A 26,425-nucleotide genomic window follows, 5' to 3' on the forward strand; every position below is an offset into this window, starting at 1 on the left:
CACGATATCGCTTATATCCCGTGAATATAAGCGTTTCTGCGGCTGACGGGGCGTCATAGTGCCGGCCGCGCCCAGTCCAGAGCCGTCCCGAAGGCGGTGAGCACCGACACATGGCCCTCGCGCGGACGGATCCAGAGCTCCCCGTTGGACAGGCGTTCGAGCATCGCGGCGGCGTGCGGCGCGGGCACGACGCGGTCGGCTCCACCCTGGATGAGGAGCACCGGAGCGCTGACCGCCCGGAGCTCGACGCCCCACGGCGACACGTAGGCCAGGTCGTCGTCGGCTTCGCCGTCCGGCCCTTCGCCGGCGCCGGCGCCCGCATCCGCCCCCAGGGCGCCCCACTCGCCCTCGAGCACCTCGTAGTCGCGGGCGGTGAACGAGTCCGGGTCGAACTCGGCGGTCTCCGCATACGCGAGGCGCGCCTCACGGCCCGACAGCGCGGCTTGCAGCCCGCCGGGGGCGGCCATCCCCGAGAACCAGTCGGGGGAGCGGTCGTAGGGGGCGATGCCCGCCAGCGTGACGACGGCCCGGGCACGGTCGGGGCCCGCGAGCGCGGCGAGGGCGAGGGCGTGCGGGCCTCCGCCGGAAGCTCCGGCGGTCGCGAACCGGTCGATGCCGAGCGCGTCGAGGACGGCGAGCACGTCGGCCGCCGCATCGGCGACCGAACGGCCGGGGCGGACATCGGAGCCGGGATAGCCGGGCCGCGTCACGGAGACGACCCGGAGCCCGCGAGCGGCGGCGGCGGTCGCCACAGGCTGGATGACGGCCCCGGTCTGCGGGGTGCCGTGGTGCCACACCAGCACCGGCGCCTCCGCCGCTCCGCCGGTGTCGAAGAACCGCACCGAGCGCCCATCGGCGGCGACGAACAACTGCGGTCCGCTCATGGCCGCCACGCGTCCACCTCGGCGAGCAGGGCCGCCTTGCGCTCGGTCGATGCGAAGGACGCCTCGATGGAGGTGCGGGCGAAGCGCCGAGCCTGGTCCTCGGTCAGGCCGAGCGCATCCCGGACCGCGGTGAAGTTCTGCCCCGCGTAGCCGCCGAAGTACGCGGGATCGTCGGAGTTGACCGTGACGCGCACACCCGCGGCGTCGAGCCGCAGCAGCGGATGGTCGCGGAGGTCCGGCGTCGCCTGCAACCGCACGTTCGAGAGCGGGCACACCGTGAGCGGGATGCGCTCCTGGGCCAGCCGTGCGACCAGCTCCGGGTCTTCGATCGAGCGGATGCCGTGGTCGATCCGCTCGGCGTGCAGCAGGTCGAGCGCCTCGCGCACGTACTCCGGCGGTCCCTCCTCGCCGGCATGCGCGACGGCGTGGAGCCCAGCCGCGCGCGCCCGGGCGTAGACGCCCTCGAACAGGGACGGCGGGTAGCCGACCTCGGCGGAGTCGAGCCCGACGCCCACGATGCGGTCGGTGCGCTTCAATCCCGCGGTGAGCGCCTCTTCGGCCGAGGCGACCGGCTGGTCGCGCAGGAAGCAGAGGATGAGCGAGCCGGTCATCCCGAACTCGCGCTCAGCCTCGTCGAGCGCGTCGCCGATCCCGTCGACGACGTCGTCGAACGCCACCCCGCGCGCGGTGTGCGCCTGCGGGTCGAAGAACAGCTCGGCGTGCCGCACCCCCTGAGCGTGCGCCCGGCGCAGGTAGCGCCGGGTCAGCTCGGCGAAGTCGGCGCGCGTGAGCAGCACGGCCATGGTGGCGTAGTAGAGGTCGAGGAAGGACTGCAGGTCGTCGAAGTCGTACCGCGCGGCGAGCTCCTCGACCGACGCGTACGGCAGGGTGACGCCGTTGTGGGCGGCGAGCTCGAACGCCAGCCCGGGCTCGAGCGTGCCCTCGATGTGCAGGTGCAGCTCGGCCTTCGGAAGCGCGAGCAGGGCGTCGTCGGTGAGGGGCGCGTCGGTCATGCTCCCGATCCTCTCATCGACCGCCGACGTCTCCGACGCGGAGCAGGATCTTGCCGCGATGGGCCGACGACTCCATCCGCCGGTGGGCGGCCGCGGCGTCCTCGAGCGGGAACACCGAGTCGATCACCGGCCGGATGCGCCCGTCGGAGAGCAGCGGCCAGAGCTGCTCCCGCACCCCCGCGATCACCGCCACGCGCTCCTCGAGTGGGCGTGCGCGGAGGGTCGTGCCCTGGATGCTCGCCCGCTTGCGCATCAGCAGGCCCATGTCCACCGACGCCGGTTCGCGGTCGCGGACGGCGATCGACAGGATGCGGCCGCCCGTGGCCAGGGCGTCGAGGTCGCGCGCGATGTAGGCGCCGCCGACGATGTCGAGCACGACGTCCACGCCCCGTCCGTCCGTGAACGCCCGGACGGCCTCCACGAAGTCCTGCTCGCGGTAGTTCACGGCCGCGTGTGCCCCGAGCTCGCGGCAGAAGGCCGCCTTCTCGTCGCTGCCGGCGGTCGCGATGACCTCCGCCCCGAGGGCGCGCCCGACCTGGATGGCCATGGTGCCGATCCCGCTGGAGCCGCCGTGGACCAGCAGCGCCTCGCCCTCGGCGAGCCGTCCGAGGTCGACGACGTTCGACCACACCGTGGCGGCGACCTCCGGCAGTCCCGCGGCCTCCACCAGGTCGACGTCATCCGGCACGGGGAGGACGAGTCCCGCATCCACCGTCACGAGTTCGGCGTAGCCGCCTCCGGAGAGGAGGGCGCACACGCGGTCGCCGACGCTCCAGCCGGCGACCTCGGAGCCGAGCGCGTCGATGATCCCGGACACCTCCAGTCCCGGCCACTCGGGCGCGCCCGCGGGCGGCGGGTAGAAGCCGCGGCGCTGGCTGAGATCGGCGCCGTTGAGACCGGCGGCGACGACGCGGATGCGCACCTCGCGCGCGGTCGGGACGGGGTCCGGCACCTCGGCGAGCGCCAGGACCTCCGGTCCGCCCGGCTGCGCGACGACGACCGCGCGCATCAGGGGCGGCCCGCCCGCTGCGGGGTCGCGCTGTCGGGGCGGCGCCCCAGCACATCCCGCACCCGCACCTTGCTCGAGTACTCGATCGAGCCGTAGCGGAACAGCCGCACGGCGATGCGCAGCACGATGTAGGCGAGCACGAACAGCTCGACGATGATGATGACCGCCTGCCAGAGCGGCAGCGAGCCGAACGCGTTCAGGATGAGCGCCGTGATCGGGGCCGTGTACGGGAAGTACGCGAGCAGCTGGACGATGGGCGACTGCGGCGAGCTGATCGCGAAGCCGGACGCGTACAGCGGGATCACCACCGCGAACACCACCACCGAGAACACGGGAGCGGCATCCTTCGCCGTCGGCATGATCGCGCCGACGGCGACCAGCGTGCCGGTGAAGAGGGCGAAGCCGCCGATCAGGATGAGGAAGCCGACGATCATCTTCTGCGGGTCGAAGACCAGCCCGCTCAGGTCGAAGTCCGGCAGTTGCAGCTGGTTCCGGAAGAACAGGTAGCCGATCAGCATCGGCAGCGCGAAGACCGCGAGCTGGATGAACCCGATGGCGAACAGCGAGATGACCTTCCCGAGCAGCAGGTTCGTCGGATTGATCGTCGTGAGGATCATCTCCGTGACGCGGTTCTCCTTCTCCTCCAGTGTGGAGTTCAGCATCTGGTTGCCGAGGAAGACGATGACGACGAAGAACGCGGCGAGGAACAGCAGCGCGGGCAGGATCGCCTCGAACCCGGGCGCCCGCTTGCCGCCCGCGAAGGTGGTGGTGGAGGTCTTCACGTCGCCGCGCAGCACCGCGACGGTCGTCGGGTCGTCGAGCTTCTGCTCCACGCTGGCCGACAGCAGCGACTCGGCCACCGCCGAGTACTTGCTGTTCTGGAACACCCCGGCGTCCTCGCCGTAGACGCGGACCGTCTGCTTCGCCGGGTCGGCGGGATAGGCGAAGTACGCGGGCGTCCCTCCGATCTGCACCTCCTCGACGCCCTCGGCCTGCGACGCGATCTCGGTGCCGCCGAACTGCTTGGCGATCGCCGGGTCGACGAGCCCGGACGCATCCGAGTAGAGGAACTCGAACCGGGCGTTCTTCTGCTGATCCGCGGTGTTGGCGGTCGACACGTTGGAGGCGATGATCAGGCCGCCCAGCCCGAAGACGAGGATGGGGATGATGAGCGTGACCGCCCAGAAACGCCGCTTGGTGATGGTGCGGCGGAACTCGAAGCCGATGACGGTCCGGAGGTTGTGACGGGCCATGCTCTCAGTCCTCTTCCCGGCTCTCGGCGCCGTAGACCTCGACGAAGATGTCGTCGAGCGATTTGCGGGTCGGGGCGTAGCGCGACACCCGCACGCCCGCATCCACCAGGTCGCGCAGGATGGTCGCCGGGTCCGCGCCGTCCGCCGGCTCCAGCTGGGCGTGGCCGCCCACGTCGGAGAGCACGCGGTAGGCCGGCGACGGCGGCAGATCCCCCTCGTGGTCGAGGTGCACGATGGTGCCGCCGAACTGCTCCTGCACCTCCTCGACGGTCCCGTAGGCGCGCGAGGTGCCGTCCTTCAGCAGGATGACGCGGTCGCAGAGGCGCTCGACCTCCTCCATCTGGTGCGTGACCATCATCACCGTGGAGCCCGCGCGCTTCTGATCGTCGATGATGTCCATCAGCAGCCGCCGGTTGACCGGGTCGAAGCCCTTGGTCGGCTCGTCGAGGATGAGCAGCTCCGGCTCGTTCATGATCGTGACGCCGAGCTGCACCTTCTGCTGCTGACCGCCGGACAGCTTGTCGAGGCGCACCTTCTCCTTCTCGGGGATGCCCACGCGCTCCAGGTACTCGCGCGACCAGCGGCGGGCCTGCTCGGCGCCGAGTCCCTTCAAGCGGCCGAAGTAGACCATGACGTCGATCACGGACTCCTTCTTGTAAAGTCCGCGCTCCTCCGGCAGGTAGCCGAGCCGCTCGCCGGCCTCCGGGCTGAACGGGCGGCCGTCGATGTGGAGCGTCCCGGCGGTCGGCTGGTAGATGCCGAGCAGCGCCCGGATGGTCGTCGTCTTGCCCGAGCCGTTGCTGCCGAGGAACCCGAACGTCTCGCCGCGCTGGATGTCGAACGAGAGGTCGCGGATGACGGTGGTGCGCCCGAAGTCCATGCGGAAGTTCGCGATGTGGACGAGCGGCTCCGCCGTGGCGGTTGAAGGAGGTGCGGGTGCGGGTGTCGGTGCGCTCACCGGGTCAGCCTAGGGCAGCGGCACGGTCGCGGGGGAGACCCGGCCGGGCGGGTCCCGCGGGGGCCCGCGCGTTCAGGCGAGCGCGTCGAGGAGGGCGTCGTGGATGAGGCCGTTGGAGGCGAGCGACGAGCCGTTCCCGGGGCCAGGGGTGCCGTCCACCGACGTGAACCGGCCGCCTGCCTCCTCGACGATCGGGATGAGGGCCGCGAGGTCGTAGGTCTTCACACCGAACTCGCCCACCGCATCCACGAGCCCCTCCGCCAGCAGCATGTACGACCACATGTCGCCGTAGGCGCGGTCGCGCCACATCCTGCGGGTCAGGGCGATGAGCCGGTCGAGGTACCCCGCCTCATCCCACTGCGCGATGCTCTGGAAGCTCATCGACGCGTGCTCGAGGTCCGCGATGCCCGACACATGGATGCTGCGCGGCTCGGCGCCCGCCGCATCCGTCGTCCACGCACCGCCGCCGGTGACCGCCCACCAGCGGCGCCCGAGGGCGGGCGAGCTGACGACGCCGACACGCGGGACGCCGTCGACGGCGAGGGCGATCAGCGTTCCCCAGACGGGGACCCCGCGCAGGTAGTTGGCGGTGCCGTCGATCGGGTCGACGATCCACTGCCTCGACGCGTCGCCTTCCGTGCCGTACTCCTCGCCGAGGATGCCGTCGTCCGGCCGCTCGGCCGCGAGGGTGTCGCGGATCGCCCGCTCGACGGCGAGGTCGGCCTCGGTGACGGGGGAGCGGTCCGGCTTCGTCTCGACGTGCAGGTCACGGTCGCGGAACCGGCCGAGGGAGATCCGGTCGGCCTCATCGGCGAGACGGAGCGCGAGGTCGAGGTCGGCGGTCAGGTCGGGCGTCGCGGTGTCGGTCACGGCACCGAGCCTACTGGTGGGGCGACGGGACGCGGCGGGTGTCGGAGCGAACGGCTTTCCACGAGGGCGTGGCGGACGGGCTTGGCGGGCGGCCCAGCGGGGAGTACCGATGGAGGCATGCGACGGATCGTGTATGCAGGGACGGCGTTCTACACCGGCGATGCGCTGGCGGAGGCGCTACTGGAGTACTCGCGGGCGCTCGCCCGGCGCGACATCGCGGACACGGTGTTCGTGCCGGGCAGGACCGCGCAAGGCGATGTGGGACCGGTGGAGGTGCTGATCGGGCCGGCGAGCCAGATCGTCAGCGAGCCGGCCGACGAGGTCGGGCCGGACCTCGAGGACGACGAGATGGTGGCGCGGCTGCGGCAGCTGACCGATGAGCTCACCACCCGCAAGAAGTAGGCCGATCCCGGCCCTTGTTGCGGGGTAGCCGCGCCCAATACGCTCGACCTGGCCCCGGAGGGCGGAGCGGAGGCGGCATGCGGTTCACCCGTCCACCCGCGCGAAGAGCAGGCCCGGCGCAGCCGGAGGCGGCGTCCGTCCTGCGGCGCAGCCCGCTGCTGTTCGGCTTCCTCATCACGCTCGGCGCGATCGGCGCCGTCGCGACCGGCCTCATGCTGTACGGCCTCCGGTCGATCATCTTCTCGGTGTTCCTGGCGATGTTCGCGACCGTGGGCCTCGACCCGCTCGTCCGCTGGTTCCAGCGCCGCGGCATGAGGCGGGGCTGGGCGATCACCACGGTGATCCTGCTCATCATCGCGGTGCTCGTCGGCATCATCTGGGTGGTCGTGCCGCTGATCGCCAAGCAGATCTCCTTCCTCGCGACGGCCGTGCCGCAGGAGATCGCGGCGCTGCGCAGCCAGGGCTGGTTCGACTCCACCAACGACGCGACCAACGGCGTGCTCGGCCAGGTGGTCGGCTGGATCTCGCAGCAGGCCCAGGATCCGGCGACCTGGGCGACCATCGGCAACGGCCTCGTCGGGTTCGGGCTGTCGGTGCTCAACGCGGTCACCACCGGCTTCTTCATCGCGATCCTGACCATCTACTTCATCGCGTCGTACGACGCCACGAAGCAGGCCGCCTACCGCCTGGTGCGCCGCTCCCGCCGCGACCGGTTCGAGAGCTACGCGGAACGCATCCTGCAGAACTTCGGCAAATACCTCAGCGGGATGGTCGTGCTGGCGTTCTTCAACGCCACCTACAGCCTCATCCTACTGCTCGCCACCGGTGTGCCCGGCGCGTTCCTGATCGCGCTGGCGGCGTTCTTCATCACGCTCATCCCGCTGATCGGAACCGTGCTGACCACCGCGGTGATGTCGGTGCTTGCGTTCATCCACTCGCCGGTCAGCGGTGTGGTCGTGCTCGTGCTGATGCTCGTCTACATGCAGGTGGAGGCGTACATCCTCACCCCGCGGGTGATGGGGAAGGCGGTGCAGGTGCCCGGATCGGTGGTGCTGATCTCGGCGCTGGCCGGCTCGACGCTGTTCGGCCTGCCCGGCGCACTGGTCGCCATCCCGATCTCGGCGGGCATCATCCTGATCATCAAAGAGATCGTGATGCCCCGGAAAGACCGCACCTGAAGCGAGCGATCCTCGATTGGCAACGGACCCGGATCGGATGCTAGTGTTGAGCCTCGGTTCGGGAAACCGGATCGGATGCGCCTCTAGCTCAATCGGCAGAGCAATTGACTCTTAATCAATGGGTTCAGGGTTCAAGTCCCTGGGGGCGCACCAGTGAGAAGGCCCGGAATCCAGCGGATTCCGGGCCTTTCTCTTTGTGGGCCGTGAAGCGGTCACGGGCGATAGTCGCGATCGCGGCGCTCGTAGAGGCGGCGGGCCTCCGGGTCGCCGGAACGGGAGCCGAAGAGCGAGCTGCCGATCGTCATGAGGGCGTCGAGCAGGCGGCGCCCGGCGGCGGCGAGCGCGCGACCGATGCGCGCTGCCCGCGCTCGCGGACGATCCCCCATGGCTGCTCCCTCGTCGCCTCGACCCTACGGGAGCCGGCGTCTCGCGCTCAAGAGCCCGGCGAGATGAGAGTTGTTGCTGCAATTCGCGCTGGATTAGCGCATCTGCTCACGACTCGGCGGCAGGCGCGGCCCTCACGATCGCGGCGCGGAGGACCACGCCGGCGGCGTGGCCGGACGCGGGGGTGGGGTGGATGCCGTCGACGGTGGTGCCGGGGCGCCAGCGGCCGTCCGGGGTGCGCACGTCGGTCCAGGGGTCGACCCACGTCCACCCTGAGCGCGCGGCGAGGGAGCGGAGCTCCTCGTTGAGGCGCAGCGTCTCGGCGGCTCGGTCGTCGTCGCGCGGCGCGACCGCGGAGAGGATGCGGCGGGGGACTCCCGCCTTGTCGAAGATCTTCTCGATGTTGGTCAGCGTGCGCGGGTCGGGTTCGCCGTCGACCGGGGCGTCGTTCGTGCCCGCCATGACCACCGCGACGTCCGCATCCGGGATGGGCTGGGTGCCGGCGAGGATGTCGGCGGTCGTGTCGCCGTAGTGCCGGTAGCCTCCCACGTCGTGCACATCGCCCGTGGAGGCCGTCGCCACCCACGTCCAGTGCGTCGGCAGGCCGAGACGGTCGGTGGATGCGGTGATCGAGTCGCCGAAGGCGGCGAACCGGATGCCGGGTGGCGTCGCCGTGCATCCCGTCACCAGCAGGCAGGCGACGAGGAGGGCGATGAGCCCGCGGGCGAGGCGAACGATTCCGCGCCGCCGCTGCACTCAGCCTCCCAGTTGCTCGTCGATGTAGGGGGCCAACGCCGTCGAGTACTCCTCGCTGAGGTGCGAGAAGTCCCGGTAGACGATGACCGAGCCGACCTGAGGGTAACACCACTGCTGATCGCAGAACCGGTCGCGCATCGAGAGGTGGGTGACCTGATGCGCTCGCGCGGCGTCGGCCGCCGCCTGGGTGATCGACATGGTCGGCGGCAGAGCCTGGGCCCGCGGCACCGCGCAGGCCATCGGGTCGGCGGCGTGCTCGGCGATGCACGTGGGAACGGAGGAGCCCTGCGTGCGGGGCACGTCGTCGAAGACATACACGTCCTTGCCGGCCGCGCGCCAGGCAGCCCACTCGTCGCGGAACCCGTCGATCGCCGGATCGGCCAGCGAGCGGCCGGCGGGGGAGGCGAAGGTGTAGGCCGACGAGAAGGCGGCGGTGAAGACCGCGCTGATCGAGTGATCCGCTTTCAGGTGGGCGTTCAGCCGTTCGACCCAGGCGTGGCATGCCGACTGGTTGGCGTCGGTGGTCTCGTTCGGCAGCACGCGCAGAGCCATCGTCGCGGGGCACGAGGTCTTCGTGTAGGTGACGATCTGCCAGCCGCGCTTCTTGCCGAGGGCGTCGAGCGCCGGAACCCAGGCCGCGGCGTGCGAGTCGCCGACGAGGGCCACCTTCTTCGTCGCCTTCGCAGGCGATGCGCCGTACGAGCAGGTGACGAGCTCCGAGCCTTCGAAGCCCGGCAGGCACAGCGGCTGCTCCTTCGAAATGCTCACCGCCGAGCGGCTCGCATCCTGGCCGGTGACCGGCGAGCAGGCGTTCGACGGGATCAGCGCGGCCGGCCCGTGGCACGGGCCCGACGCCGAGGCCGCCGCCACCGGGTTGAAGGCGGCGGGGACGGCGACCAGGACGACCGCGAGGGCGACGACCGCGGCGCCGCCCGCCAGTGCGAACCCGAACGGCCGCCAGGCGACGCGCAGCAGACGTCCGCGACGCACCGGATCCTCCACCACGACCTTGGTGGCCCAGGCCGCGGCGATCGCGGCGAGGAGGATGAGCACCTTGGTCTTCCAGCCGAGCGGGTGACCCAGGATGAACGGCAGGATGACGATCGGCGGCCAGTGCCACAGATAGAGCGAGTAGGAGATGTCGCCCACGAAGCGCGCCGGCCGGCGCGACAGCCACCATCCCGGAGCATCCGGCCGCGCGCGACCAGAGCCCAGGATGAGCGCCACGGTCGCGAGCACCGGCAGCGCGGCGGTGTAGCCCGGGAAGGGCGTCGCCGACGAGTAGGCGGTGATGCTGAACGCGAGGGCGCAGACGGCCGCCCAGCCGATCAGCGTCGCAGCGAGGCCGCTGTAGCGGCGCTCACCCGCCAGCAGCGCGGCCAGACCGCCCGCGCCGAACTCCCAGACCCGCGTCGGGGTCACGAAGTACGCACCAGCCTGGTTCACCGAGGTGTCGTAGATGGAGTACGCGAGCGAGAGCACCGTGACCGCCAGCAGCCCGAGAACGAAGACCCGGCGCGCGGCGGTGGGCCTCAACGGCCCCCGCGGCTCCGCCGACGCCGTCGAGCGCCGCCGGGCGGCGAGCCAGAACAGGGCGAGCAGCAGGAGCGGCCAGACGACGTAGAACTGCTCCTCGACGGACAGCGACCAGAAGTGCTGAGCGACGGTGGCGCTGTCGTTCATGGCCGAGTAGTCAACGGCGTTCGCGGCGAGCAGCCAGTTCTGCACGTAGAGCGCGCTGGCGGCGATCTGCCGCGCCGACGCCTCCCAGGTCGTGACGGGCGCCCACAGGTAGACGGCGACACAGGACACGGCCAGCACCAGGAGGGACGCGGGCAGCAGCCGCCGGATCCGGCGCCCCCAGAAGGCGGCCAGTCCGACGCGGCCGGTGCGCGTGAAGTCGCGGAACAGGTGCGAGGTGATCAGGTACCCGGAGATGACGAAGAACACGTCGACACCGACGTAGCCGCCGGTGAGCCGCTCCGGCCACAGGTGGTAGAAGACGACCGCCAGCACCGCGAGGGCCCGGAGACCCTGGATCTCCGGCCGGAACGTGGCGCCCGCAGCCTCCGCCTGGGGGCGGGCGGCGGGGAGCCGCGTGCGGAGGTCGGTCACGATCCACAGGCTAAAGCATGGAAAGCCTGCAGCGTCTTCGAGCACCCCTCAGACGTTCGCGGCGCGTCGCTCAGCGCGGGTCGTGCCGGGCGGACGCCATCCTCACCGGTCGCGGGCGATGACCGAGAAGTCCTTGTCGCCCTGCCCGGCGTCGATCGCGCGCTGGAGCTCCGCGGCCACCAGCGCGGCCGCCGGGAGCGGCACGTCCGCCGTCGCCAGCATCAGGCGCAGGTCTTTGGCCAGCAGGGATGCGGAGAACTGCGTGTCGTCGAAGTCGCCGGACGCGACGACCGGTCCCTTCATCCCGGCGATCGGCGCGATCGAGGTCAGGGGCAGCACGTCGAGCACCTCGGCCGTGGAGAGTCCGCCCGCCTTTCCCAGCCGCAGCGTCTCGCTGAGCGCCTCCATGGAGACCGCCAGGGCGAGGTTCGCGACCAGCTTGGCGGCGGCCGCTTTGGCAGGCGAGTCGAATGTCCGGATCTTGTCCGGATCGGCCCACAGGCTGACGATGGTCCGAGCCTGACGGACCGCGTCGTGCTCGCCGCCGATCAGGACCGCGAGGCTCCCGGCGCGCGCGGGGGCGAGCGAGCCGACGACAGGGGAGTGGACGTAGCGGACGCCCGCGGACGACGCCCAGGCGCCGAATTCGTCGGCGTCCGAGGGTGCCACCGTGGTCACGTCGATCCACAGCGCGCCGGACGGGATCGGCACAGACGGGTCGATCACGGTCTCGCGAACCGCGTCCGGCCCGAACAGCACGGTGACGACCGCGTCGGCGCCGTCCACCGCCTCGGCCGCGGAGCCCGCGATGCGCGCGCCGCGTCGGCCGACCGTCTCCGTCGGCTCCGGGGACCGGTTCCAGGCGGTCACGGTGTGACCCGCGTCGATCAGGTGCGTGACGAGCTCGCGGCCCATGCGGCCGAGCCCCAGCAGTGCGATGTCCATGGGGTCCACTGTGCGCCCCGGTCCGCAGACGCGGAAGGGGTGCTCAGGCGGCTCCTTCCTCCCGTTCGAGCAGTGCGACGCCGATCTTGGAGTCCGCCATGCCGTAGAACACCCAGTCGCGGCCGTCGACCGTCTCGATGGCCGTCGGGAAGACGACGTTCGGCACGATGCCGCTCCGCTCATCCTCCGTCTCGGCTGACAGCAGCGGCTCGCGGGTCCGGTCCAGCACCTTCCACGGCTCGTCCGCGTCGAGGATCATGGCGCCCGCTGCGTAGTTGACGTTCTTCTGCTGGTCGACGCCCGGCTCCAGCCGGCCGGTGACGCCGTGGTGCAGCAGCAGCCAGCCCTCCGGGACCCGCCGCGGCGCGGGGCCGGCACCGATCTTGAGCTCCTCGAACGGGAACTCCGGCCCCGCCAGGAAGCGGTTCTGCCGCCAGCGCGCGAGCTCGCGCACATCGCTCTGCACGGCATCGAGGGGGATGAACGCGATCCAGATGCTCGGACGGGTCTCACCCGACGGCGGATGCTCGCCCTCGCCGGGCCGGATGCCACCGAGGTCCCACACCGGCCGGTGCAGCACGGCGAGCGACGGTGTGCCGTCCGGAGCGGACACCGGCTCCGGGAAGAACACGGTGTCCTTGTTGTGGAACAGGGCCAGGTCGATGCCCAGCGCGTCGTCGTACTCGAACGAGACCGGTCCGAGCCGGCGCCAGGCGCGCAGGTCGTCGGACACCGCGACGGCGGTGCGCGGCCCGAGCGGCCCGTACGCGACGTAGGTCATCACGTGCAGCCCGAGCGACGGGATGAACGTGGTGCGCGGGTCCTCCACGCCGGCGTTGCTGCGCCCGCGCTCGAACGGGCGGTCGGGCTCGAGCACGACGCCCTGCCGCTCGACGGCCACTGGGACGCCGTCCTCGACGACCACCCGGGCGATGCCGACGCGCGACACGTTGCCCTCGGCGACCAGGCGCGGCAGGAGGTACAGCTCACCGTCGGGGCCGCGGCCGGAGGCGGGGTTCAGCACGCCCTCCGCCTCGAGCGGGTCGCCGGCGGCGGGCGTCATGACGACCCCGGCGCGCGAGAGCCGATACGGAAACGGGGTCATGCGTCCACCTCCCGGTAGAAGTACAGTTCGCGGCTGTCACGGGGTGCGTCCCAGCCCTGGGCGAACGACCAGCGGCCGCCGATCTTCTGGAGGCCGCCCCAGGCCAGCGACCCGCCGCGGTTGACCGCGCGCTGCGTGAAGGGGTCGTCGAGCCGGTAGAGCGCCTGCGCCGCGGCGAAGTCGCCGTGCTCGTCCGCGTAGAAGAAGTCGAGCACCATCCGGTCGCCGTCCACCGCCGCACAGGCGACCTCGAAGAGCGAGCCGGAGAGCGGCGTCAGGTCGAGGTACGGCTGCTCGGCGAAGCTCCAGTCGAGACCGTCGGCGGAGTGGCCGACCATCGGGCGGCCGCCGCATCCCTCCGACAGGAACATCAGGTACTCGCCGCCGATGCGCACCGCGCGGCCATGCTCGTCGCGGGGGATCACCGCTCCCTTCGCCCAGTACTCGGAGACGTCGTACGGCACCACGAGTCCGCGCTTCTCCCAGTGCTCGAGATCCTGCGAGACCGCGGACATGATGTCGACCGCGACCGAGCCGTCGTCGCGCCGCCAGATGGCGTTGTAGAACAGCACGTAGCCGTCGTCGACGGCGTACACCTTCGGGTCCTCGCAGCCGAGCACCTCGTTCGAGAAGGTCGGGTAGATCAGCGGGTTGAGGGGCGAGTCGTGCCACACCCCGTCCCGGCGCACGGCGTGGCCGATCCGGCTGGCCGTCGACTCCTTCCGCGGGGATGCGCGATAGAAGAGGTGCAGCTCGTCGCCGCGCTCGATCACGGTGGGGTTGAAGATCGAGTCGCTCGTCCATCCCACCCCCGTCGGGTCGTCCCACTGGCCTTCCAGGCGGAAGGTCAGGGCGTCGTCCCGGCCGAACGGACCGATGGCCCAGTCCGGCCGCTCCGGGTAGTGGGCGGAGAACTGGTCGGTCGAGATGCGGTCGGTGAGGGCGTTGGTGTGCGCCAGCGCCTCCCTGTAGCTGGCCAGCAGGGCGTCGTGCCCGGCCGGGATGCGGACGGTGTCCATGGTCTCCTTCGTGGGGCTCATCCCTTAACGGACGAGCCGAGGTCGCTCGAGGTGAAGTAGCGCTGGAACACGATGAACAGCACGACCACCGGGCCGGCCAGCACGACTGCGCCGGCCAGGATGGCGCCGTACGGGTTGGCGGTGGATCCGGCCACGGTCGAGATGTAGTTCGCCAGCGAGACGGCGAGCGGCTGCAGGCTCGCCTCCTTCGTAATCAGGAACGGCCAGAGGAACTCGTTCCACGGGCCGATGAAGGTCAGCAGCAGCGCGGTCACCAGCGCCGGGCGGACGAGCGGGAGGGCGATCCGCCAGAGAAGCGTGAACTCGCCCGCGCCATCCACCCGCGCCGCGTCGAACAGCTCGCGCGGCAGCTGGAGGAAGTACTGCCGGAAGATGAGCACCGCCGCCGAGTTGATGGCGAACGGCAGGATCATCCCCAGGTAGTTGTCCGCGAGCCCGTAGTTGCGCGCGATCAGCACGTAGAGCGGGATCATCAGCAGCTGGAACGGGATGGTCTGCACCAGCAGCGCCAGCGCGAACGTGACACCCCGCCCACGCCATTCCAGGATCGCGAGCGAGTACCCGGCCAGCACGCCGAAGACCACCGTGCCGAGCAGCACGCCGCCCGTGAAGATTCCCGAGTTCACCAGGCCGGAGACCAGGTTGATTCGGGAGTTGATGTCGGCGTAGTTCGAGAGCGTCAGGTTGCCCGGGTTCGGGAACGCACCGGCGACGCTGGTATCCGGCGAGGTCTGCAGCGACCCGACCAGCATGTAATAGAACGGGAACAGGAACGCGAACGCTCCGATGGTGAGCACGATCCCCTGGAGGATCGCCTGGCCGCGGCTGAGTCGCCGTGGAGCAGCGAAGTCGCGGCGACGCTTGCGGGGCTGGGGCACCGCGGCGGCGGATGCCGGGGGCGGAGTCGTCTGCGTCATCAGTCCCTCCCTCCTGCGAAACGGTTCTGGAGCCATCCGATGATCAGCACCCCGATGACCAGCACGACGCCGATCGCGGAGGCGTAGCCGGGGTGGCCCTGCTGGATGCCCTGCTGGTAGATGAGCAGCACGGGGCTGGCCGAGTGGCCGTCCGGGCCGCCGCCTCCGGTGAGGAGGTACGGCTCGGTGAACAGGTTGGCGCCGGTGATCGTCGCGAGCAGCAGCACCAGCACGGTCGCCGGACGCACGCCCGGGACGGTCACCGAGAAGAACTGCCGCACCTTGCCCGCGCCGTCGGTGGCCGCCGACTCGTACAGCTCGGTCGGGACGTTCTGCAGCGCCGCCAGGTAGAGCAGGATGTAGAACCCGAGGCCCTTCCAGGTGACGTAGATGGCGATCGTCGGCATGGCGAGCACCGGGCTCGACAGCCAGCTCGGGCTGGGCGCCAGCGGGCCGAGGATGTTGTTGACCAGGCCGTTCTGGCCGAACAGGAACAGCCACACCCCGATGATCGCGACGCTGGCCGTGACGTAAGGCACGTAGTAGCTGACCCGCAGGAACGTCCGGAACCGCACGATGCTGTTGAGCCCGGAGGCGAGCAGCAGCGCCAGCACGACGGTGAGCGGCACGTTGATGATCAGGAAGATCCCGACGTTGACGAACGACTGGAGCACCTGGGGATCGGTGAAGGCCTGGATGTAGTTGTCCAGTCCGACGAACGGCCGGTCCACCGTCGCGCCGGGGGCGGCGAAGAAGTAGTCGAAGAACGAGATGTACACCGCGAAGCACAGCGGGAACGCGAAGATCAGCAGCACGAACACGATGTACGGCGCGCTGAACAGCCAGCCGAGCGGGTTCCTCCCGAGCACGCGCTGCACCAGCGGCGCGCGATGCCGCCGGGGCGCGCCGGCGGCGGGCGTGGTGCCCGCCGCCGGGGGAGCGGATGTGGTGCTCATGGTTACTTCTGCGCCTGCAGCTTGTCGATCTTGTCGGCGGCCGCCTTGAACGCGTCCTCGACCGAACCGCTGCCGTTCACGACCGCCTTGGTGTAGGCGTCGCGCAGGGCCTGCATCTGGGCGATCGTGTTGGTGCCGGTCGGGTCATCGGCCGTGCGGGCGCTCTGCGCACCGAACTCCTTGTACGCCGGGTGGGAGTCGAAGTAGTCGGAGTACGTCGTCGCCACGTCCGTCCGGATCGGCATCTGGCCGGTCACGTCGAGCAGCTTGCCGTCCTGCTCCTTGCTCGTCGCGAACTTGATGACATCCCACGCCGTGCCCTGGTTCTTGCACGAGGTGTACATGCCGATGTTCTTCGCGTCCGGGAACGTGTAGGTCTCGTCGGCCGGCTTCCCGTCCTTGGTCGGGACGGGGACCGAGCCCCACTGCACCTTGTCGCCGTAGTAGGCGATCGCCCACGGTCCGACGATGGCCATCGCGGACTTGCCGTCCTGGAAGGCGTCGCCCTGGTACTGCTCCTTGCCGGCGAGCCCGTCGCTGTAGATCTGCTTCCAGAAGTTCGCGACATCCAGCGAGTCCTGGCTGGTGACCGTGGCCTTGCCGTCCTCGATGAACGTCTTGCCGCCGGTCTGAGCGGCGAGCAGCGGCAGGTAGTCGAAGTTCACCTGGAAGAACTCGCTCGTCGGCGCCGGGTAGATCGCGTACGGCGCGGCGCCGGACGACTTGATCTTCTGCGCGGCCGCCAGGAACTTGTCGTAGGTCGACAGGTCGGGGTTGTTCGGGTCGAGGCCGGCCTTCTGGAAGATGGCCTTGTTGTAGAAGATCATGACCGGGTTCTGCTTCCAGGGCATCTGGTAGTAGTCGCCGTCGGAGGACTTGTACTGCTTCGCGGCGTCGCCGCTGCGCGCCTCGATGTACTTCGCGCCGTCGGAGAACTTCGACAGGTCGACGAGGCCGCCCTGCTTCTGCCACTGACCGGTTGCGGCCGGGAGGTTGTTGAACACCAGGCACGGCGTGGTGCCCGCGGTGATCGCGGCGCCGATGACCTCCTCGGTGCTCTTGCCGGCCGGCACCTCCTGCGCCTTGATCTGCTCCTTGGGATGCGCGGAGTTCCAGGCCGAGACCATGGCCTTGCCCCACTGCACCTCCTGGGCGTTGTTGGAGTACCAGATGGTAATCGGCCCGTGCGCCTTCATGGCGTCGCTGGCACCGCCGCCGCTCGATCCGCAGGCGGCGAGCGTGCCGGCGATCAGCCCGGCGGTGACGAGGGATGCGGCGAGTCTGCCTCTTCGCAGTGTGTTCTTTCGCATGGTGTGCCTTTCGATGGGGTGGGGTTCAGCGGGCGGGCGGCGCCGTGGAGGCGCGCACCACGAGCCGGGCGGGCGGCAGGGCGACGTCGGCGGCCTCGCCGTCCTCCACCAGCCGCAGCAGCGCGGTGGCGGCGGCGAGGCCGAAGCCTGCCGGGTCGTTGTCGAGGGTGGTGAGGGAGGGATAGACGAACGACCCGATGTGGGATCCGTCCAGCCCGGTGACCGAGAGCTCGCCGGGGAGGTCGAGCCCGCGTTCGTGAGCGACGCCCATCCCGGCGATCGCCATCGGGTCGTTGCCGTAGACGATCGCGGTCGGGCGGTCCTCGCCGTCGAGGAGGGCCGCTGTGGCGGACGCTCCCTGCTCGGGCGAGAAGTCAGTGGGGACGACGACCGGTTCGAGTCCCGCCGCGCGGGCGGCCTCCTCGAACCGCTCGCGCCGGCGGAGGCCGTGCAGCATCCGCTCGTCTCCGGAGACGTGCGCGATGCGGTGGTGGCCGAGGCCGACGAGGTGGGCGACGAGCTCGTCGATGCCGCTGTCGTAGTCACGGCTGATGACCGGGAACGGGCTGCCGCCGGGAGGGGCGCCGAGCGAGACGGCGAACGAGCCGAGGCGCTCGATGAGGGGGATGCGCGCATCCTCGGCCAGCAGGTCGGTGAGGAGGAAGCCGTCGACGCGCTTGTCCGCGGCGAGGCGGGCGTAGGCGCGCTCCTCGGCGGCCGCATCGGGGACCACGGTCAGCACGAGGACGTTGCCGCGCTCCGAGAGCACGGTCTCGACGCCCGCGATGAACGCCGCGAAGAACGGGTCGACCTCGATCGTCCGCGGTTCGCGACGCAGCACCAGCCCCAGGGCGTAGGCGCGGCGGGTGGTGAGCCCGCGCGCGCCGGGGTTCGGCGTCCAGCCGAGCTCCTTCGCGGTCTGCAGGATGCGCTCCCGCGTCTCGCTCTTGACCCCCGGCCGGTCGTTGAGGGTGAGCGACACCAGCGACTTGCTCACGCCGGCGGCGCGGGCGACGTCGTTGATCGTGACGGCGGACGGGCTCATCGCGGGGTCACCGTCGTGAAGCCGCCCGGAGGCACGACGATGAAGCCGTGCGCGCCCACGGTCTGGGCGCGCCCGACCTGGTGGCCCGTCGCGTCGAAGGCGGTCGCGGTCACGGGGCCGGTCGCGGCGATCTTCTGCGGGAGCGGGAGCTTCGTCGCGTTCACGTAGACGTCGAGGGAGGTGGTGCCCGCGAGACCCAGGTGGGAGACGACGGGCTGCACGAGCAGCGCGTCCAGGCGTGCCGTTCCGCTCACCTTCGCGGTCACCGAGGTCGCCTGCGCGGGCACGGGGACGGGCAGCGTCTGCGGCAGCAGGAACACCGGGCTGGGGGCGATGCCCTGCTCGCCGGGGCGCACGTTGTCGGTGCGGCCGAGCGGGAGGGTGAACCTCCCTACTGCGGCAGACCAGCTCGTCGTGCCGGATCCTCCGGGGCCGAGGTCGGCGATCGGGAGGATGCGCGCCACCGGGTGACCGGCGGGGAGCGCGATGGTGACCGTCGAGCCGCTGCCGGCCTGCAGGTACGCGCCGCCCGACCAGTTGGCCGAGCCGGTCCAGGCGGAGGGCGGGGTCGCCGTGGTGACCGGACCGGTCGTCGTCCCGCTCTCCGCTTCGACGACCGTGAGGCCGTTCGTCGCGGTGGTGCGCGTGAGGGAGGTGGCGGCGCGGGCGATGGCGGGATGCGCGTCCAGCGCGAGCATGCTGAGCTCGGTGTGGATCACGGACTCCGCGCCGCAGTTGCGGTTCACGGTGCCGTCGGCGGCGATGCCGTCGACGCACACACCGGTGGCCGGGTCGTAGGCGGGGACACCCGCGCGGTTCGCACCGAAGTACCAGGCGCCCTCGGCGCCCGCGAGGGCGGCGAGCCCGGTGGCGCCGGTCGCGTCCGAGGCGGCGATCAGTCCCTCGAGCCGGGAGTCGACGCCGTACGCGATCTGGGTGCGGTCGGCCGGGGTCGGCGTCCAGCCGTTGTCCGGACCGCCGGTGGCCAGCAGCTGCGCGGTGAACTGCGCGAGGTCGGTGGAGGCGGCGCGCTGCAGGGCGCTGTCGCCGAGCGTCTGCGCCGCGGCCGTGAGGGCCGCGGGCTCCATCCCGGCCCAGGCGTGCCAGAAGGTGGGGGAGTTGGCCTCGGGCAGCAGGGCGCCGAACGGCCATTGGCCGGTCCCGCCGCTCTGCAGGCGCGGGACGCCCTCGGCGTAGCGGGCCAGGGCGGTGCGTGCGGCCGTGTCGCCGGGCTGCGCGGCCACGAAGGCGCTCAGGCCGAGCACGGCCTCCGCGGTCGCGCCGGCGCTGCCGACGATGAGCCAGCCGGGCACGGTCACGCCGTTCGCCACCTGGGTCGTCGGGTACTGCGCGAGCGACTGGCGCTGCAGTGCGCCGAGCGCGAGCTGCATCCGGTCGGCAAGGAACGACGCGAAGGCCGGGTCTGCGGAGCGGAAGCCGGCGTAGCCCTCGCCGAGCGCCCACACGGTGCGCGCCAGCCAGAACGACTCGGCGGAGTCGGACGGGTCGGGCAGCTCCTTCGGTATGGCGGACGGGTTCAGCGTCCCGTCGTGCTGCTGCCAGAGCACCACGTTGCCGGCGTTCGGTCCGTCGGCCGTCTGCAGGTACGTGAGCGAGCGCAGCAGCTGGTACGCGCTCGTCCGGCTGGTGGCGGTGCCGTTCTGCTTCCAGTCGCGGAGATACACGACGGCGGCGCGGGAGATGTCGTCGGCGTCGTAGGCGCCCTGCGCATACCAACCGCGGGCCGGGTCGGTGATCGGTCCGCCGCCCACCCGGCGGAAGGAGCCGTCGGTCTGGCGGTCGGCGTAGACCCACGGGGCGCGCGCGGTGGGCTCGTCGGCCGCCCGGTACGTCGTGTGCCCGGGGACGCCCGCGAGCAGGGGCACGTCGTCGAGCAGGAAGTCGAGGTGCGCCAGCTTGGTGAGCTTCGCCGGAGCGTCCGCAGCCGCCGTCCCGGCGGCGTGCACGGATGGGCTCGCCGCCTGGGCGGGAAGAGCGGTGGCGGTGGCGGCGAGCGTCGCCCCGATAAACAGGGCGAGTGCCGCCCTGGGCATGGTCAGTAGTCGGTTGCGCATCGTTGCGACCCCTCGAATCGTGGGGCGCCGACGGTCGGAACATCCGATCGACGACGTCATCTAAACCGGTTCAAAAGACGGTAGGCGCTCTACGCGCGGAAGTCAATACGAGTCTTGTGAAGGCACCCGGGGTGCGGCCAGACTTGCCCCACCGCGACCGACCGCGCCGCACCGCTGGGGCAAGGAGGACCACACGTGGAGTACAAGGACATTCCCACCAAGGCCGACGTCGAACGGATCGCCGCACTCCGGCAGCCCGGGTGCGTGAGCATCTACCTGCCGACGGGGACGACGCCCGCCGAGGCGGATCGGGCGAGGATCGAGCTCAAGAACCACCTCGCGAGCGCCGCGCGGGCCCTCGAGGAGCTGAAGGTGGACCGGGCCCGCATCCGAGCCGTGCACACCGAAGGCGAGCGCATCCTCGACGACCGGGACTTCTGGCGCTACCAATCGCGCTCGTTGGCCGTCTTCCTCGACGGCGATATGGCCCAGACCTTCCGGCTCCCCAACCGGCTGGGCACATCCTGCGAGATCTCGGACCGCTTCTACGTCAAGCCGCTGCTGCGCGCGCTGACCTTCCCGCAGTCGGCGCTCATCCTGGCGCTCGCGGGCAACTCGGTCCGCCTCCTGCACATCACCCCCGACCGGCCGGCCGAGCGGATCGACGTGCCCGGGATGCCGCACGACGTCGCCTCGGCCGTCGGGCTGGCTTCGGTGAGCGGCCGCTCGCCGGACGGGCGCATCCAGGGCTCCGAAGGCCAGAAGGTGCGGATGCTGGAGTACGTGCAGGCGATCGACCGGGCGCTCCGGCCGCTCCTCGCGAACTCGTCGGAGCCGCTCATCCTCGCCGCCGCCGAGCCGCTTGCGGGCATCTTCCGCGGCGCGGTCGAGTACCCGCGGCTGGTCGCCGAGACGATCTCCGGCAACCCGGAGGACAAGACGGACGAAGAGCTCGCCGCCGCCGCCCGGGGCGTGCTCGACCGGCTGTACGCGAGCAAGGTGGGGGCGCTGCGGGAGGCGTACGAGGCACGGATCGCGGCGGGCACCGCCCTGGTCGACCTGAGCGACATCGCCCGCGCCGCGACGTTCGGCGCCGTCGAGTCCCTGGTCTTCGACATCGACCGGCGCGTTCCGGGCTGGGTCGACGACGAGACGGGCGTGATCACCTTCGCCGACGAGGACGTCCCGGGCGATTACGGCGTGGTGGACGAGATCCTGCGCCGCGCGCTCGGGTCGAAGGCGACCGTGTACGCGCTGCGGGCCGAGGATGTGCCGGGCGGGGGAGCGGCGGCCGCGGCGGTGCGCTACCCGGTCTGAGCGGTCAGCGCCGACCGTCAGCGCGCCACGTTCGGCGCCCGGCGGTCAGCGCCGCGGCCGCACCGCCAGCACCAGGAACTCCTGCACGGCGGCCAGCCAGTCGTAGACCGCGCGCTGCATGGCCGACTCGTCGTCGTGCACGTCGCCCTCGTCGCCGTCCTCGTGGATGCCGAGTCGCGCCGCGAGGACGAGCCTCAGATCGGTGATGGTGCGGAGCCACGCGGTCGCCTGCTCCGCGTCCAGCACGACGACCACCGAGCCGGCGGCGGGCTCGCCCAGGCTGTCGATGAGCGTCCTCGCGCCCGCCTCCTTGCGCTCGGCCAGCCCCGCGGCGGTGAACCGGCGGAACTCCGCCGACGCCTCCGGGTCGTCCGGATACGCGTCGGGCAGCAGGCGCCGCAGCGCCGGATCGGCGGAGCCGTCGTCCGCGGCGGACGCGCGCGCCAGCTCGACGGCCTCCTCGGCGAGCGAGCGCAGCAGCTGCGCCTCGTCCGCGCGGAACCGCGCCGACACGCGCCCGTCCTTCCGCCGGTGGAACGGGATCACTCGTCGGCCTTCCGCAGCGTCGCCCAGAGGCCGTAGTCGTGCATCGCCTCGACGTGCCGTTCCATCTCCTCGCGCGTGCCCGTCGCGACGACCGCGCGGCCCTCGTTGTGCACGAGCATCATCAGCCGCTCCGCCTCCCGTCGCGGGAAGCCGAAGTAGGTCTGGAAGACGTAGGTGACGTAGCTCATCAGGTTGACGGGGTCGTTCCAGACGATCGTGATCCAGGGCGAGCCCAGCTGGAGCAGTTCGTCGGTTCCGGTCTGCTCGAGCGTGCCCGCATCGGCGGCGGGGGCGGGGCTCACAGCGGGACGCCCCCGATCGCGTCCGCCGCGCGGACCAGGGCGAGATGGGTGAGCGCCTGAGGGGTGTTCCCGGCGTGGGAGCGGCCCTCGACGTCGTATTCCTCGGAGAGCATACCGACGTCGTTCGCCAGGCCGACCAGCCGATCCATGAGCCGGACCGCGTCCTCGTGGCGCCCCGAGTGGGCGTACTGCTCGACCAGCCAGAACGAGCAGGCGAGGAACGGATGCTCGCCCGGGGGCAGCCCGTCCACCCCGCTCTCGGTGCGGTAGCGGAGCAGCAGCCCGTCCCGCAGCAGGTCCTCTTCGAGCGCGCGGACGGTGCCCAGCATCCGCGGGTCGTCCGCTGCGACATAGCCGACCTGCGCCAGCTGGAGCAGCGACGCATCCACCTCGGTCGAGCCGTAGTGCTGAACGTAGGTTCCGCGGTGCGGGTCCCAGCCGTTCGCCTCGATGTCGGCGCGGATCGCGTCGCGCTCGCGTTTCCACCGCTCCACCGGGCCTTCGAGGCCGTAGTCCTCGACCGCGCGGACGGCGCAGTCGAAGGCGGCCCACACCAGCGCGCGCGAATGCGTGAACTGCTTCGGCTCGTCGCGGATCTCCCAGATGCCGTGGTCGGGGTCCCGCCAATGCTGCTCCAGGTATCCCATCAGCGCCCGCTGGAGCGCCCACGAGAAGCGCGTCTCCGGGTTGCCGGCGCGACGCCCGCGGTCGAGGCCGAGCATGACCTCGCCGATCACGTCGGCCTGGAACTGGGTCGACGCACCGTTGCCGACGCGCACCGGATGCGCCCCCTGGTATCCGGGGAGGCTGTCGATGATGCGCTCGTCGAGATCGCGCTCGCCCGCCAGGCCGTACATGATCTGCACGTCGCCGGGGTCGCCCGCGATGGCGCGCAGCAGCCAGTCGCGCCAGTGGTCGACGTAGTCGTTGTAGCCGTGGGCGAGGAGCACGCCGATGGTGAGCGACGCATCCCGCAGCCACACGTAGCGGTAGTCCCAGTTGCGCTGCCCCCCGAACGACTCCGGCAGTGAGGTGGTCGCGGCGGCCACGATGCCCCCGGTCTCCAGGTGGGAGAGCGCGCGGAGCAGCAGCAGCGAGCGCACGACCTCATCGCGGTACGGCCCTTCGTGCGCGTACCCGCTCGCCCACTCGGCCCACCACTCGCGGGTGTGCTGGAGGGCGCCCTCCACGTCGAGCGCCGGGGGAGAGTCGCGGTGCGACGGGAACCAGGTGAGCACGAGGTCGATCGTCTCGCCGGCGTGCACGGAGAAGGAGCCCTGGTGGGAATGGTTCGCCGGGCGCAGCTCCGTGCCGCGGACGACGATCGCGTCGGGCCCGGCGACCGCGATCAGCGCGTGCGGGTGCTCCTTCTTCTCCTGGCGCACCCAGGGGATCGCCGTGGCGTAGCCGAAGCGGATGCGGAGGTCCTGCTGCATCGGGACGGTGCCGCTGACGCCGCGGACCCGCCGGATGATGTCCGCGCGGTGGTCGTTCATCGGCATGAGGTCGGTGACCTCGACCTCCCCGCTCGGGGTGGTCCACCGCGTGACGAGGATCATCGTGTCCTTCTCGTACCGGCGGGTGCTGGTCGCGGACGCGTCGGTCGGGGCCACCAGCCAGCGTCCGTGGTCCTCGGTGCCGAGCAGCGCCCCGAACATGGAGCGCGAGTCGTAGCGCGGAAGGCACAGCCAGTCGATGCTTCCGTCCTTCCCGACGAGGGCCCCGGTGAAGCAGTCACTGATCAGGGCGTAATCCTCGATGGGGAGCGACATATTCCCAGTATGGCCGTACTGTGATGGGCATGACGCAGTCCGTGGACACTCTTGTGATTCTCGGAGCATCCGGCGACCTCACGTCACGGCTCCTGCTCCCCGCCATCGGACAACTGCTCACCGATCAGCCGGATCGCGCGTTCGCTCTGGTGGGCTCCAGCAGCGCCGACCTCGACGACGACGCGTGGAAGAAGATCGTCCGCACCTCGTTCGCGACCGTCGAGGCGAAGGGCGACGCGGTCGAGCGGCTGCTCGACGGGACGCGGTACGTGAAGGCCGACGCGACGAGCGCCGACGACCTGAAGCAGCTGCTCGGGAGCGCGGACGGCGTGCCCGCCCTCTACTTCGCCCTCCCGCCCGCGGTCACCGCGAAGGCGTGCCAGGCCCTCGGCACGTTCGAGCTGCCGAAGGGCCTCACCCTCGCGCTCGAGAAGCCCTTCGGCACCGACCGGGAGAGCGCGATCGCGCTGAACGCGCAGCTCGCCAAGCTCGTGCCCGAAGACCAGATCCACCGCGTGGACCACTTCCTCGGCCGTTCCAGCGTGCTCAACATCCTCGGCGTGCGCTTCGCCAACGGCATTCTCGAACCCATCTGGGACGGCCTCCACATCGAGCGCGTCGACGTGATCTATGACGAGACGCTGGCGCTGGAGGGACGCGCCGGCTACTACGACGGCGCCGGGGCGCTGATCGACATGATCCAGAGCCACCTCCTGCAGGTGATGGCGGTGCTCGCCATGGAGCCGCCGTCCACGCTCGGAGCGCCGGACCTCCGCGACGCCAAGCAGCTGGTGCTGCGCGCGACGAAGGTGTGGGGCGACGACCCCGTCGCCTCCAGCCGCCGCGCCCGCTACGGTGCGGGGGAGATCGAGGGACGCACGCTGCCCGCCTACGCGGACGAGAAGGGCGTCGACCCGTCGCGGGAGACCGAGACGCTCGCCGAGGTCACGCTGCAGATCGACACCTGGCGGTGGAAGGGCGTCCCGTTCACGCTCCGCTCCGGGAAGGCGCTCGGCGGCCGGCGGCGCGAGATGGTGATCACGTTCGCGCCCGCACGGCAGATGCCGGTCGGGCTGAAGGGCACCATGGAGCCGGCCAAGCTGCGGCTGATGTTCGCACCGGACTCGATGGAGCTGGAACTCAACATCAACGGCACCGACGACCCGTACGAGCTGGAGCGCACGACGCTCACCGCCGACTTCGGCCCCGGAGCGCTGCTGGCTTACGGCGAAGTCCTGGAGGGCATCCTCGACGGCGACCCGTCGCTGTCGGTTCGGGCCGACACGGCGGTGGAGTGCTGGCGGATCGTGGAGCCGGTGCTCGACGCGTGGCGCCAGGGCCGCGTGCCGCTGGAGGAGTACCCGGCGGGATCGGACGGGCCGAAGGACTGGGCGCCGCTGGGCTGAGCGGTACTGGGCTGAGCGGTGGTCAGGCCGCCGAGCGGTGCGAGACGAGCGGGAACTCGCCGGTCACAGGCTTGCGCAGGTCGGTCCACTGGGTGATCGGAGCGGGCTCCCAGCCGAACGCGGCCGGCTCGGCCTCGACCGGCGTCTCGGCGACGGCGGGGGCGGGCTCTGCGATCGCGGCGTCCGCATCCACTGCGACGGAGGCGGCGACGGGCTCCACGACGGCGGCGCTCTCGGTCGCCGGCTGGTCGGTCACCGCGGCGGCCAGGTGCTGCGGCTCGGTGAGCGACTCGCCGGCCTCGAGGCGACGGCGCGCTTCCGCGATGGCGGCGGCGATGCCGACCGAGACGGACTGGGCGAGGATCGAGTGGAAGATGGTGTCGGTGTCGTCCTGGGCGCGGCGGACGACCGTCCACTCGCCCTTCTCGCCGATCAGCTCGGCCACCTTCGTGTGCACGAGCTCGAGGATCTGGGCATCCGTCAGCTGAGGGACCGGCGCCGCCGGCACCGCTGCAGCGTGCCGCCTACGACCAAACATCGCGCACCCCTTCCAGGTTCACCTTCGAATACAAGTGTCCTGGACACGCGCGCTGTGAGACCGCGCAACACGCCGGAGAATTTCCCGGAAATCAGCGGGTCAACGCCCTTTTCGGGATCCGAGGGGGTGGGATTCGCGCTCGGACGCCTCCTTGGACTCCTGAAGCACCGCGCCGACGGCCAGCGCGAGCGAGATCCCGGCGTTGATCCACATCAGCGGGATGCGCCAGTCGCGCGGCCCGCTCTTGGACGACTGGATGGTGGTCCACAGGCCGATCGCCGCACTGATCACGGCCCCGTTGAAGAGGTACTTGCGCATGCCGTTCCTTT

26 protein-coding genes and 1 tRNA gene are annotated in these 26,425 nt (G+C 71.1%); 5 read left to right on the forward strand and 22 right to left on the reverse strand.

Annotated elements, in window-relative coordinates:
- Nucleotides 1–53: 53 nt before the first annotated feature.
- The 6 genes from J2W45_RS02070 to J2W45_RS02095 all read right to left on the reverse strand — a co-directional run bounded on the left by J2W45_RS02070 (nucleotide 54) and on the right by J2W45_RS02095 (nucleotide 5,987).
- Complete coding sequence (locus J2W45_RS02070) at nucleotides 54–884, reverse strand: alpha/beta fold hydrolase (protein WP_310128611.1); 831 nt, start codon at nucleotides 882–884, stop codon at nucleotides 54–56.
- The gene (locus J2W45_RS02075; protein WP_310128613.1) at nucleotides 881–1,897 is read right to left on the reverse strand and encodes an adenosine deaminase; all 1,017 of its coding nucleotides are present in this window, start codon (nucleotides 1,895–1,897) and stop codon (nucleotides 881–883) included. The genes J2W45_RS02070 and J2W45_RS02075 overlap by 4 nt, the downstream gene beginning before the upstream one ends.
- 13 nt (nucleotides 1,898–1,910) lie before the next feature.
- Nucleotides 1,911–2,906: an NAD(P)H-quinone oxidoreductase gene (locus J2W45_RS02080; protein ID WP_310128615.1), complete on the reverse strand. Its 996-nt coding sequence runs from the start codon at nucleotides 2,904–2,906 to the stop codon at nucleotides 1,911–1,913.
- Nucleotides 2,906–4,159, reverse strand: a complete 1,254-nt coding sequence (locus J2W45_RS02085; RefSeq protein WP_310128618.1) for an ABC transporter permease — start codon at nucleotides 4,157–4,159, stop codon at nucleotides 2,906–2,908. Before J2W45_RS02085 ends, J2W45_RS02080 begins: the two co-directional genes overlap by 1 nt.
- A gap of 4 nt (nucleotides 4,160–4,163) precedes the next feature.
- Nucleotides 4,164–5,039 carry an ABC transporter ATP-binding protein gene (locus tag J2W45_RS02090; protein ID WP_310134872.1) on the reverse strand — a complete coding sequence of 292 codons (876 nt, stop codon included), beginning with the start codon at nucleotides 5,037–5,039 and terminating at the stop codon, nucleotides 4,164–4,166.
- A 150-nt stretch (nucleotides 5,040–5,189) separates the two neighbouring features.
- Nucleotides 5,190–5,987, reverse strand: coding sequence for an inositol monophosphatase family protein (locus J2W45_RS02095; RefSeq protein ID WP_310128620.1), 798 nt, complete (start codon nucleotides 5,985–5,987; stop codon nucleotides 5,190–5,192).
- A 117-nt stretch (nucleotides 5,988–6,104) separates the two neighbouring features.
- On the opposite strand from J2W45_RS02095, the gene J2W45_RS02100 reads away from it, so the two are divergent.
- The 3 genes from J2W45_RS02100 (at nucleotide 6,105) to J2W45_RS02110 (ending at nucleotide 7,720) form a co-directional block, all read left to right on the forward strand.
- Nucleotides 6,105–6,389, forward strand: coding sequence for a hypothetical protein (locus tag J2W45_RS02100; protein WP_310128622.1), 285 nt, complete (start codon nucleotides 6,105–6,107; stop codon nucleotides 6,387–6,389).
- A 77-nt stretch (nucleotides 6,390–6,466) separates the two neighbouring features.
- Complete coding sequence (locus tag J2W45_RS02105) at nucleotides 6,467–7,567, forward strand: AI-2E family transporter (RefSeq protein ID WP_310128624.1); 1,101 nt, start codon at nucleotides 6,467–6,469, stop codon at nucleotides 7,565–7,567.
- A 77-nt stretch (nucleotides 7,568–7,644) separates the two neighbouring features.
- Nucleotides 7,645–7,720: transfer RNA gene (locus J2W45_RS02110), tRNA-Lys, on the forward strand.
- Nucleotides 7,721–7,779: 59 nt separating this feature from the next.
- Here the strand turns inward: J2W45_RS02110 and J2W45_RS02115 are convergent.
- The 11 genes from J2W45_RS02115 to J2W45_RS02165 form a co-directional block, all read right to left on the reverse strand.
- Entirely contained in the window at nucleotides 7,780–7,953 is a 174-nt protein-coding gene (locus J2W45_RS02115; RefSeq protein ID WP_310128625.1) for a hypothetical protein, read from the reverse strand.
- 106 nt (nucleotides 7,954–8,059) lie between these two features.
- Nucleotides 8,060–8,707 (reverse strand): SGNH/GDSL hydrolase family protein, encoded by a 648-nt coding sequence (locus J2W45_RS02120; RefSeq protein WP_310128627.1) that lies wholly within the window; start codon nucleotides 8,705–8,707, stop codon nucleotides 8,060–8,062.
- Nucleotides 8,708–10,822, reverse strand: coding sequence for an acyltransferase family protein (locus J2W45_RS02125; protein WP_310128628.1), 2,115 nt, complete (start codon nucleotides 10,820–10,822; stop codon nucleotides 8,708–8,710).
- 102 nt (nucleotides 10,823–10,924) lie between these two features.
- Nucleotides 10,925–11,767 carry an NAD(P)-dependent oxidoreductase gene (locus J2W45_RS02130; RefSeq protein ID WP_310128629.1) on the reverse strand — a complete coding sequence of 281 codons (843 nt, stop codon included), beginning with the start codon at nucleotides 11,765–11,767 and terminating at the stop codon, nucleotides 10,925–10,927.
- A 43-nt stretch (nucleotides 11,768–11,810) separates the two neighbouring features.
- Nucleotides 11,811–12,872, reverse strand: coding sequence for a glycoside hydrolase family 130 protein (locus tag J2W45_RS02135; protein ID WP_310128630.1), 1,062 nt, complete (start codon nucleotides 12,870–12,872; stop codon nucleotides 11,811–11,813).
- Nucleotides 12,869–13,912: a glycoside hydrolase family 130 protein gene (locus J2W45_RS02140; protein WP_310128632.1), complete on the reverse strand. Its 1,044-nt coding sequence runs from the start codon at nucleotides 13,910–13,912 to the stop codon at nucleotides 12,869–12,871. Before J2W45_RS02140 ends, J2W45_RS02135 begins: the two co-directional genes overlap by 4 nt.
- Nucleotides 13,909–14,832 (reverse strand): carbohydrate ABC transporter permease, encoded by a 924-nt coding sequence (locus tag J2W45_RS02145; protein WP_396427105.1) that lies wholly within the window; start codon nucleotides 14,830–14,832, stop codon nucleotides 13,909–13,911. Before J2W45_RS02145 ends, J2W45_RS02140 begins: the two co-directional genes overlap by 4 nt.
- The gene (locus J2W45_RS02150) at nucleotides 14,829–15,785 is read right to left on the reverse strand and encodes a carbohydrate ABC transporter permease (protein ID WP_310128636.1); all 957 of its coding nucleotides are present in this window, start codon (nucleotides 15,783–15,785) and stop codon (nucleotides 14,829–14,831) included. The genes J2W45_RS02145 and J2W45_RS02150 overlap by 4 nt, the downstream gene beginning before the upstream one ends.
- Before the next feature lie 2 nt (nucleotides 15,786–15,787).
- Entirely contained in the window at nucleotides 15,788–17,080 is a 1,293-nt protein-coding gene (locus J2W45_RS02155; protein ID WP_396427106.1) for an ABC transporter substrate-binding protein, read from the reverse strand.
- Between the two features lie 40 nt (nucleotides 17,081–17,120).
- Entirely contained in the window at nucleotides 17,121–18,140 is a 1,020-nt protein-coding gene (locus J2W45_RS02160) for a LacI family DNA-binding transcriptional regulator (RefSeq protein WP_310128639.1), read from the reverse strand.
- Nucleotides 18,137–20,194 (reverse strand): hypothetical protein, encoded by a 2,058-nt coding sequence (locus J2W45_RS02165; RefSeq protein WP_310128640.1) that lies wholly within the window; start codon nucleotides 20,192–20,194, stop codon nucleotides 18,137–18,139. Before J2W45_RS02165 ends, J2W45_RS02160 begins: the two co-directional genes overlap by 4 nt.
- A gap of 216 nt (nucleotides 20,195–20,410) precedes the next feature.
- On the opposite strand from J2W45_RS02165, the gene J2W45_RS02170 reads away from it, so the two are divergent.
- Nucleotides 20,411–21,532, forward strand: coding sequence for a baeRF8 domain-containing protein (locus tag J2W45_RS02170; RefSeq protein WP_310128642.1), 1,122 nt, complete (start codon nucleotides 20,411–20,413; stop codon nucleotides 21,530–21,532).
- A 45-nt stretch (nucleotides 21,533–21,577) separates the two neighbouring features.
- Here J2W45_RS02170 and J2W45_RS02175 read toward each other — a convergent pair whose 3' ends face one another.
- Genes J2W45_RS02175 through J2W45_RS02185 form a run of 3 tightly spaced genes read right to left on the reverse strand, consistent with a single transcriptional unit; the run spans nucleotide 21,578 to nucleotide 24,152 of the window.
- The gene (locus J2W45_RS02175) at nucleotides 21,578–22,078 is read right to left on the reverse strand and encodes a DUF2017 domain-containing protein (RefSeq protein ID WP_310128644.1); all 501 of its coding nucleotides are present in this window, start codon (nucleotides 22,076–22,078) and stop codon (nucleotides 21,578–21,580) included.
- Nucleotides 22,075–22,380 (reverse strand): ATP-dependent Clp protease adapter ClpS, encoded by a 306-nt coding sequence (gene clpS, locus J2W45_RS02180; protein ID WP_396427052.1) that lies wholly within the window; start codon nucleotides 22,378–22,380, stop codon nucleotides 22,075–22,077. The genes J2W45_RS02175 and clpS overlap by 4 nt, the downstream gene beginning before the upstream one ends.
- A complete protein-coding gene (locus J2W45_RS02185; RefSeq protein WP_310128647.1) occupies nucleotides 22,377–24,152 on the reverse strand; it encodes a glycoside hydrolase family 15 protein in 1,776 nt (591 codons plus the stop codon). Before J2W45_RS02185 ends, clpS begins: the two co-directional genes overlap by 4 nt.
- 29 nt (nucleotides 24,153–24,181) lie before the next feature.
- Here J2W45_RS02185 and J2W45_RS02190 point away from each other — a divergent pair, with 29 nt between their 5' ends.
- Nucleotides 24,182–25,558, forward strand: coding sequence for a glucose-6-phosphate dehydrogenase (locus J2W45_RS02190; RefSeq protein ID WP_310128649.1), 1,377 nt, complete (start codon nucleotides 24,182–24,184; stop codon nucleotides 25,556–25,558).
- Nucleotides 25,559–25,580: 22 nt separating this feature from the next.
- Here the strand turns inward: J2W45_RS02190 and J2W45_RS02195 are convergent, their stop codons facing one another.
- Entirely contained in the window at nucleotides 25,581–26,066 is a 486-nt protein-coding gene (locus tag J2W45_RS02195) for a hypothetical protein (RefSeq protein WP_310128651.1), read from the reverse strand.
- A 129-nt stretch (nucleotides 26,067–26,195) separates the two neighbouring features.
- Nucleotides 26,196–26,414: a hypothetical protein gene (locus J2W45_RS02200; RefSeq protein ID WP_310128653.1), complete on the reverse strand. Its 219-nt coding sequence runs from the start codon at nucleotides 26,412–26,414 to the stop codon at nucleotides 26,196–26,198.
- Between the last annotated feature and the right edge of the window lie 11 nt (nucleotides 26,415–26,425).

This window comes from Leifsonia shinshuensis, from assembly GCF_031456835.1.
GTDB classification, from domain to species: domain Bacteria; phylum Actinomycetota; class Actinomycetes; order Actinomycetales; family Microbacteriaceae; genus Leifsonia; species Leifsonia shinshuensis_C.

Excerpts from the sequence above, each read along its gene's own strand:
- J2W45_RS02070 (WP_310128611.1), bottom strand. The coding sequence starts at position 884 with ATGAGCGGACCGCAGTTGTTCGTCGCCGCCGATGGGCGCTCGGTGCGG.
- J2W45_RS02075 (WP_310128613.1), bottom strand. The coding sequence starts at position 1,897 with ATGACCGACGCGCCCCTCACCGACGACGCCCTGCTCGCGCTTCCGAAG.
- J2W45_RS02080 (WP_310128615.1), bottom strand. The coding sequence starts at position 2,906 with ATGCGCGCGGTCGTCGTCGCGCAGCCGGGCGGACCGGAGGTCCTGGCG.
- J2W45_RS02085 (WP_310128618.1), bottom strand. The coding sequence starts at position 4,159 with ATGGCCCGTCACAACCTCCGGACCGTCATCGGCTTCGAGTTCCGCCGC.
- J2W45_RS02090 (WP_310134872.1), bottom strand. The coding sequence starts at position 5,039 with ATGGACTTCGGGCGCACCACCGTCATCCGCGACCTCTCGTTCGACATC.
- J2W45_RS02100 (WP_310128622.1), top strand. The coding sequence starts at position 6,105 with ATGCGACGGATCGTGTATGCAGGGACGGCGTTCTACACCGGCGATGCG.
- J2W45_RS02105 (WP_310128624.1), top strand. The coding sequence starts at position 6,467 with ATGCGGTTCACCCGTCCACCCGCGCGAAGAGCAGGCCCGGCGCAGCCG.
- J2W45_RS02115 (WP_310128625.1), bottom strand. The coding sequence starts at position 7,953 with ATGGGGGATCGTCCGCGAGCGCGGGCAGCGCGCATCGGTCGCGCGCTC.
- J2W45_RS02130 (WP_310128629.1), bottom strand. The coding sequence starts at position 11,767 with ATGGACATCGCACTGCTGGGGCTCGGCCGCATGGGCCGCGAGCTCGTC.
- J2W45_RS02135 (WP_310128630.1), bottom strand. The coding sequence starts at position 12,872 with ATGACCCCGTTTCCGTATCGGCTCTCGCGCGCCGGGGTCGTCATGACG.
- J2W45_RS02140 (WP_310128632.1), bottom strand. The coding sequence starts at position 13,912 with ATGAGCCCCACGAAGGAGACCATGGACACCGTCCGCATCCCGGCCGGG.
- J2W45_RS02150 (WP_310128636.1), bottom strand. The coding sequence starts at position 15,785 with ATGAGCACCACATCCGCTCCCCCGGCGGCGGGCACCACGCCCGCCGCC.
- J2W45_RS02160 (WP_310128639.1), bottom strand. The coding sequence starts at position 18,140 with ATGAGCCCGTCCGCCGTCACGATCAACGACGTCGCCCGCGCCGCCGGC.
- J2W45_RS02165 (WP_310128640.1), bottom strand. The coding sequence starts at position 20,194 with ATGCCCAGGGCGGCACTCGCCCTGTTTATCGGGGCGACGCTCGCCGCC.
- J2W45_RS02185 (WP_310128647.1), bottom strand. The coding sequence starts at position 24,152 with ATGTCGCTCCCCATCGAGGATTACGCCCTGATCAGTGACTGCTTCACC.
- J2W45_RS02190 (WP_310128649.1), top strand. The coding sequence starts at position 24,182 with ATGACGCAGTCCGTGGACACTCTTGTGATTCTCGGAGCATCCGGCGAC.
- J2W45_RS02200 (WP_310128653.1), bottom strand. The coding sequence starts at position 26,414 with ATGCGCAAGTACCTCTTCAACGGGGCCGTGATCAGTGCGGCGATCGGC.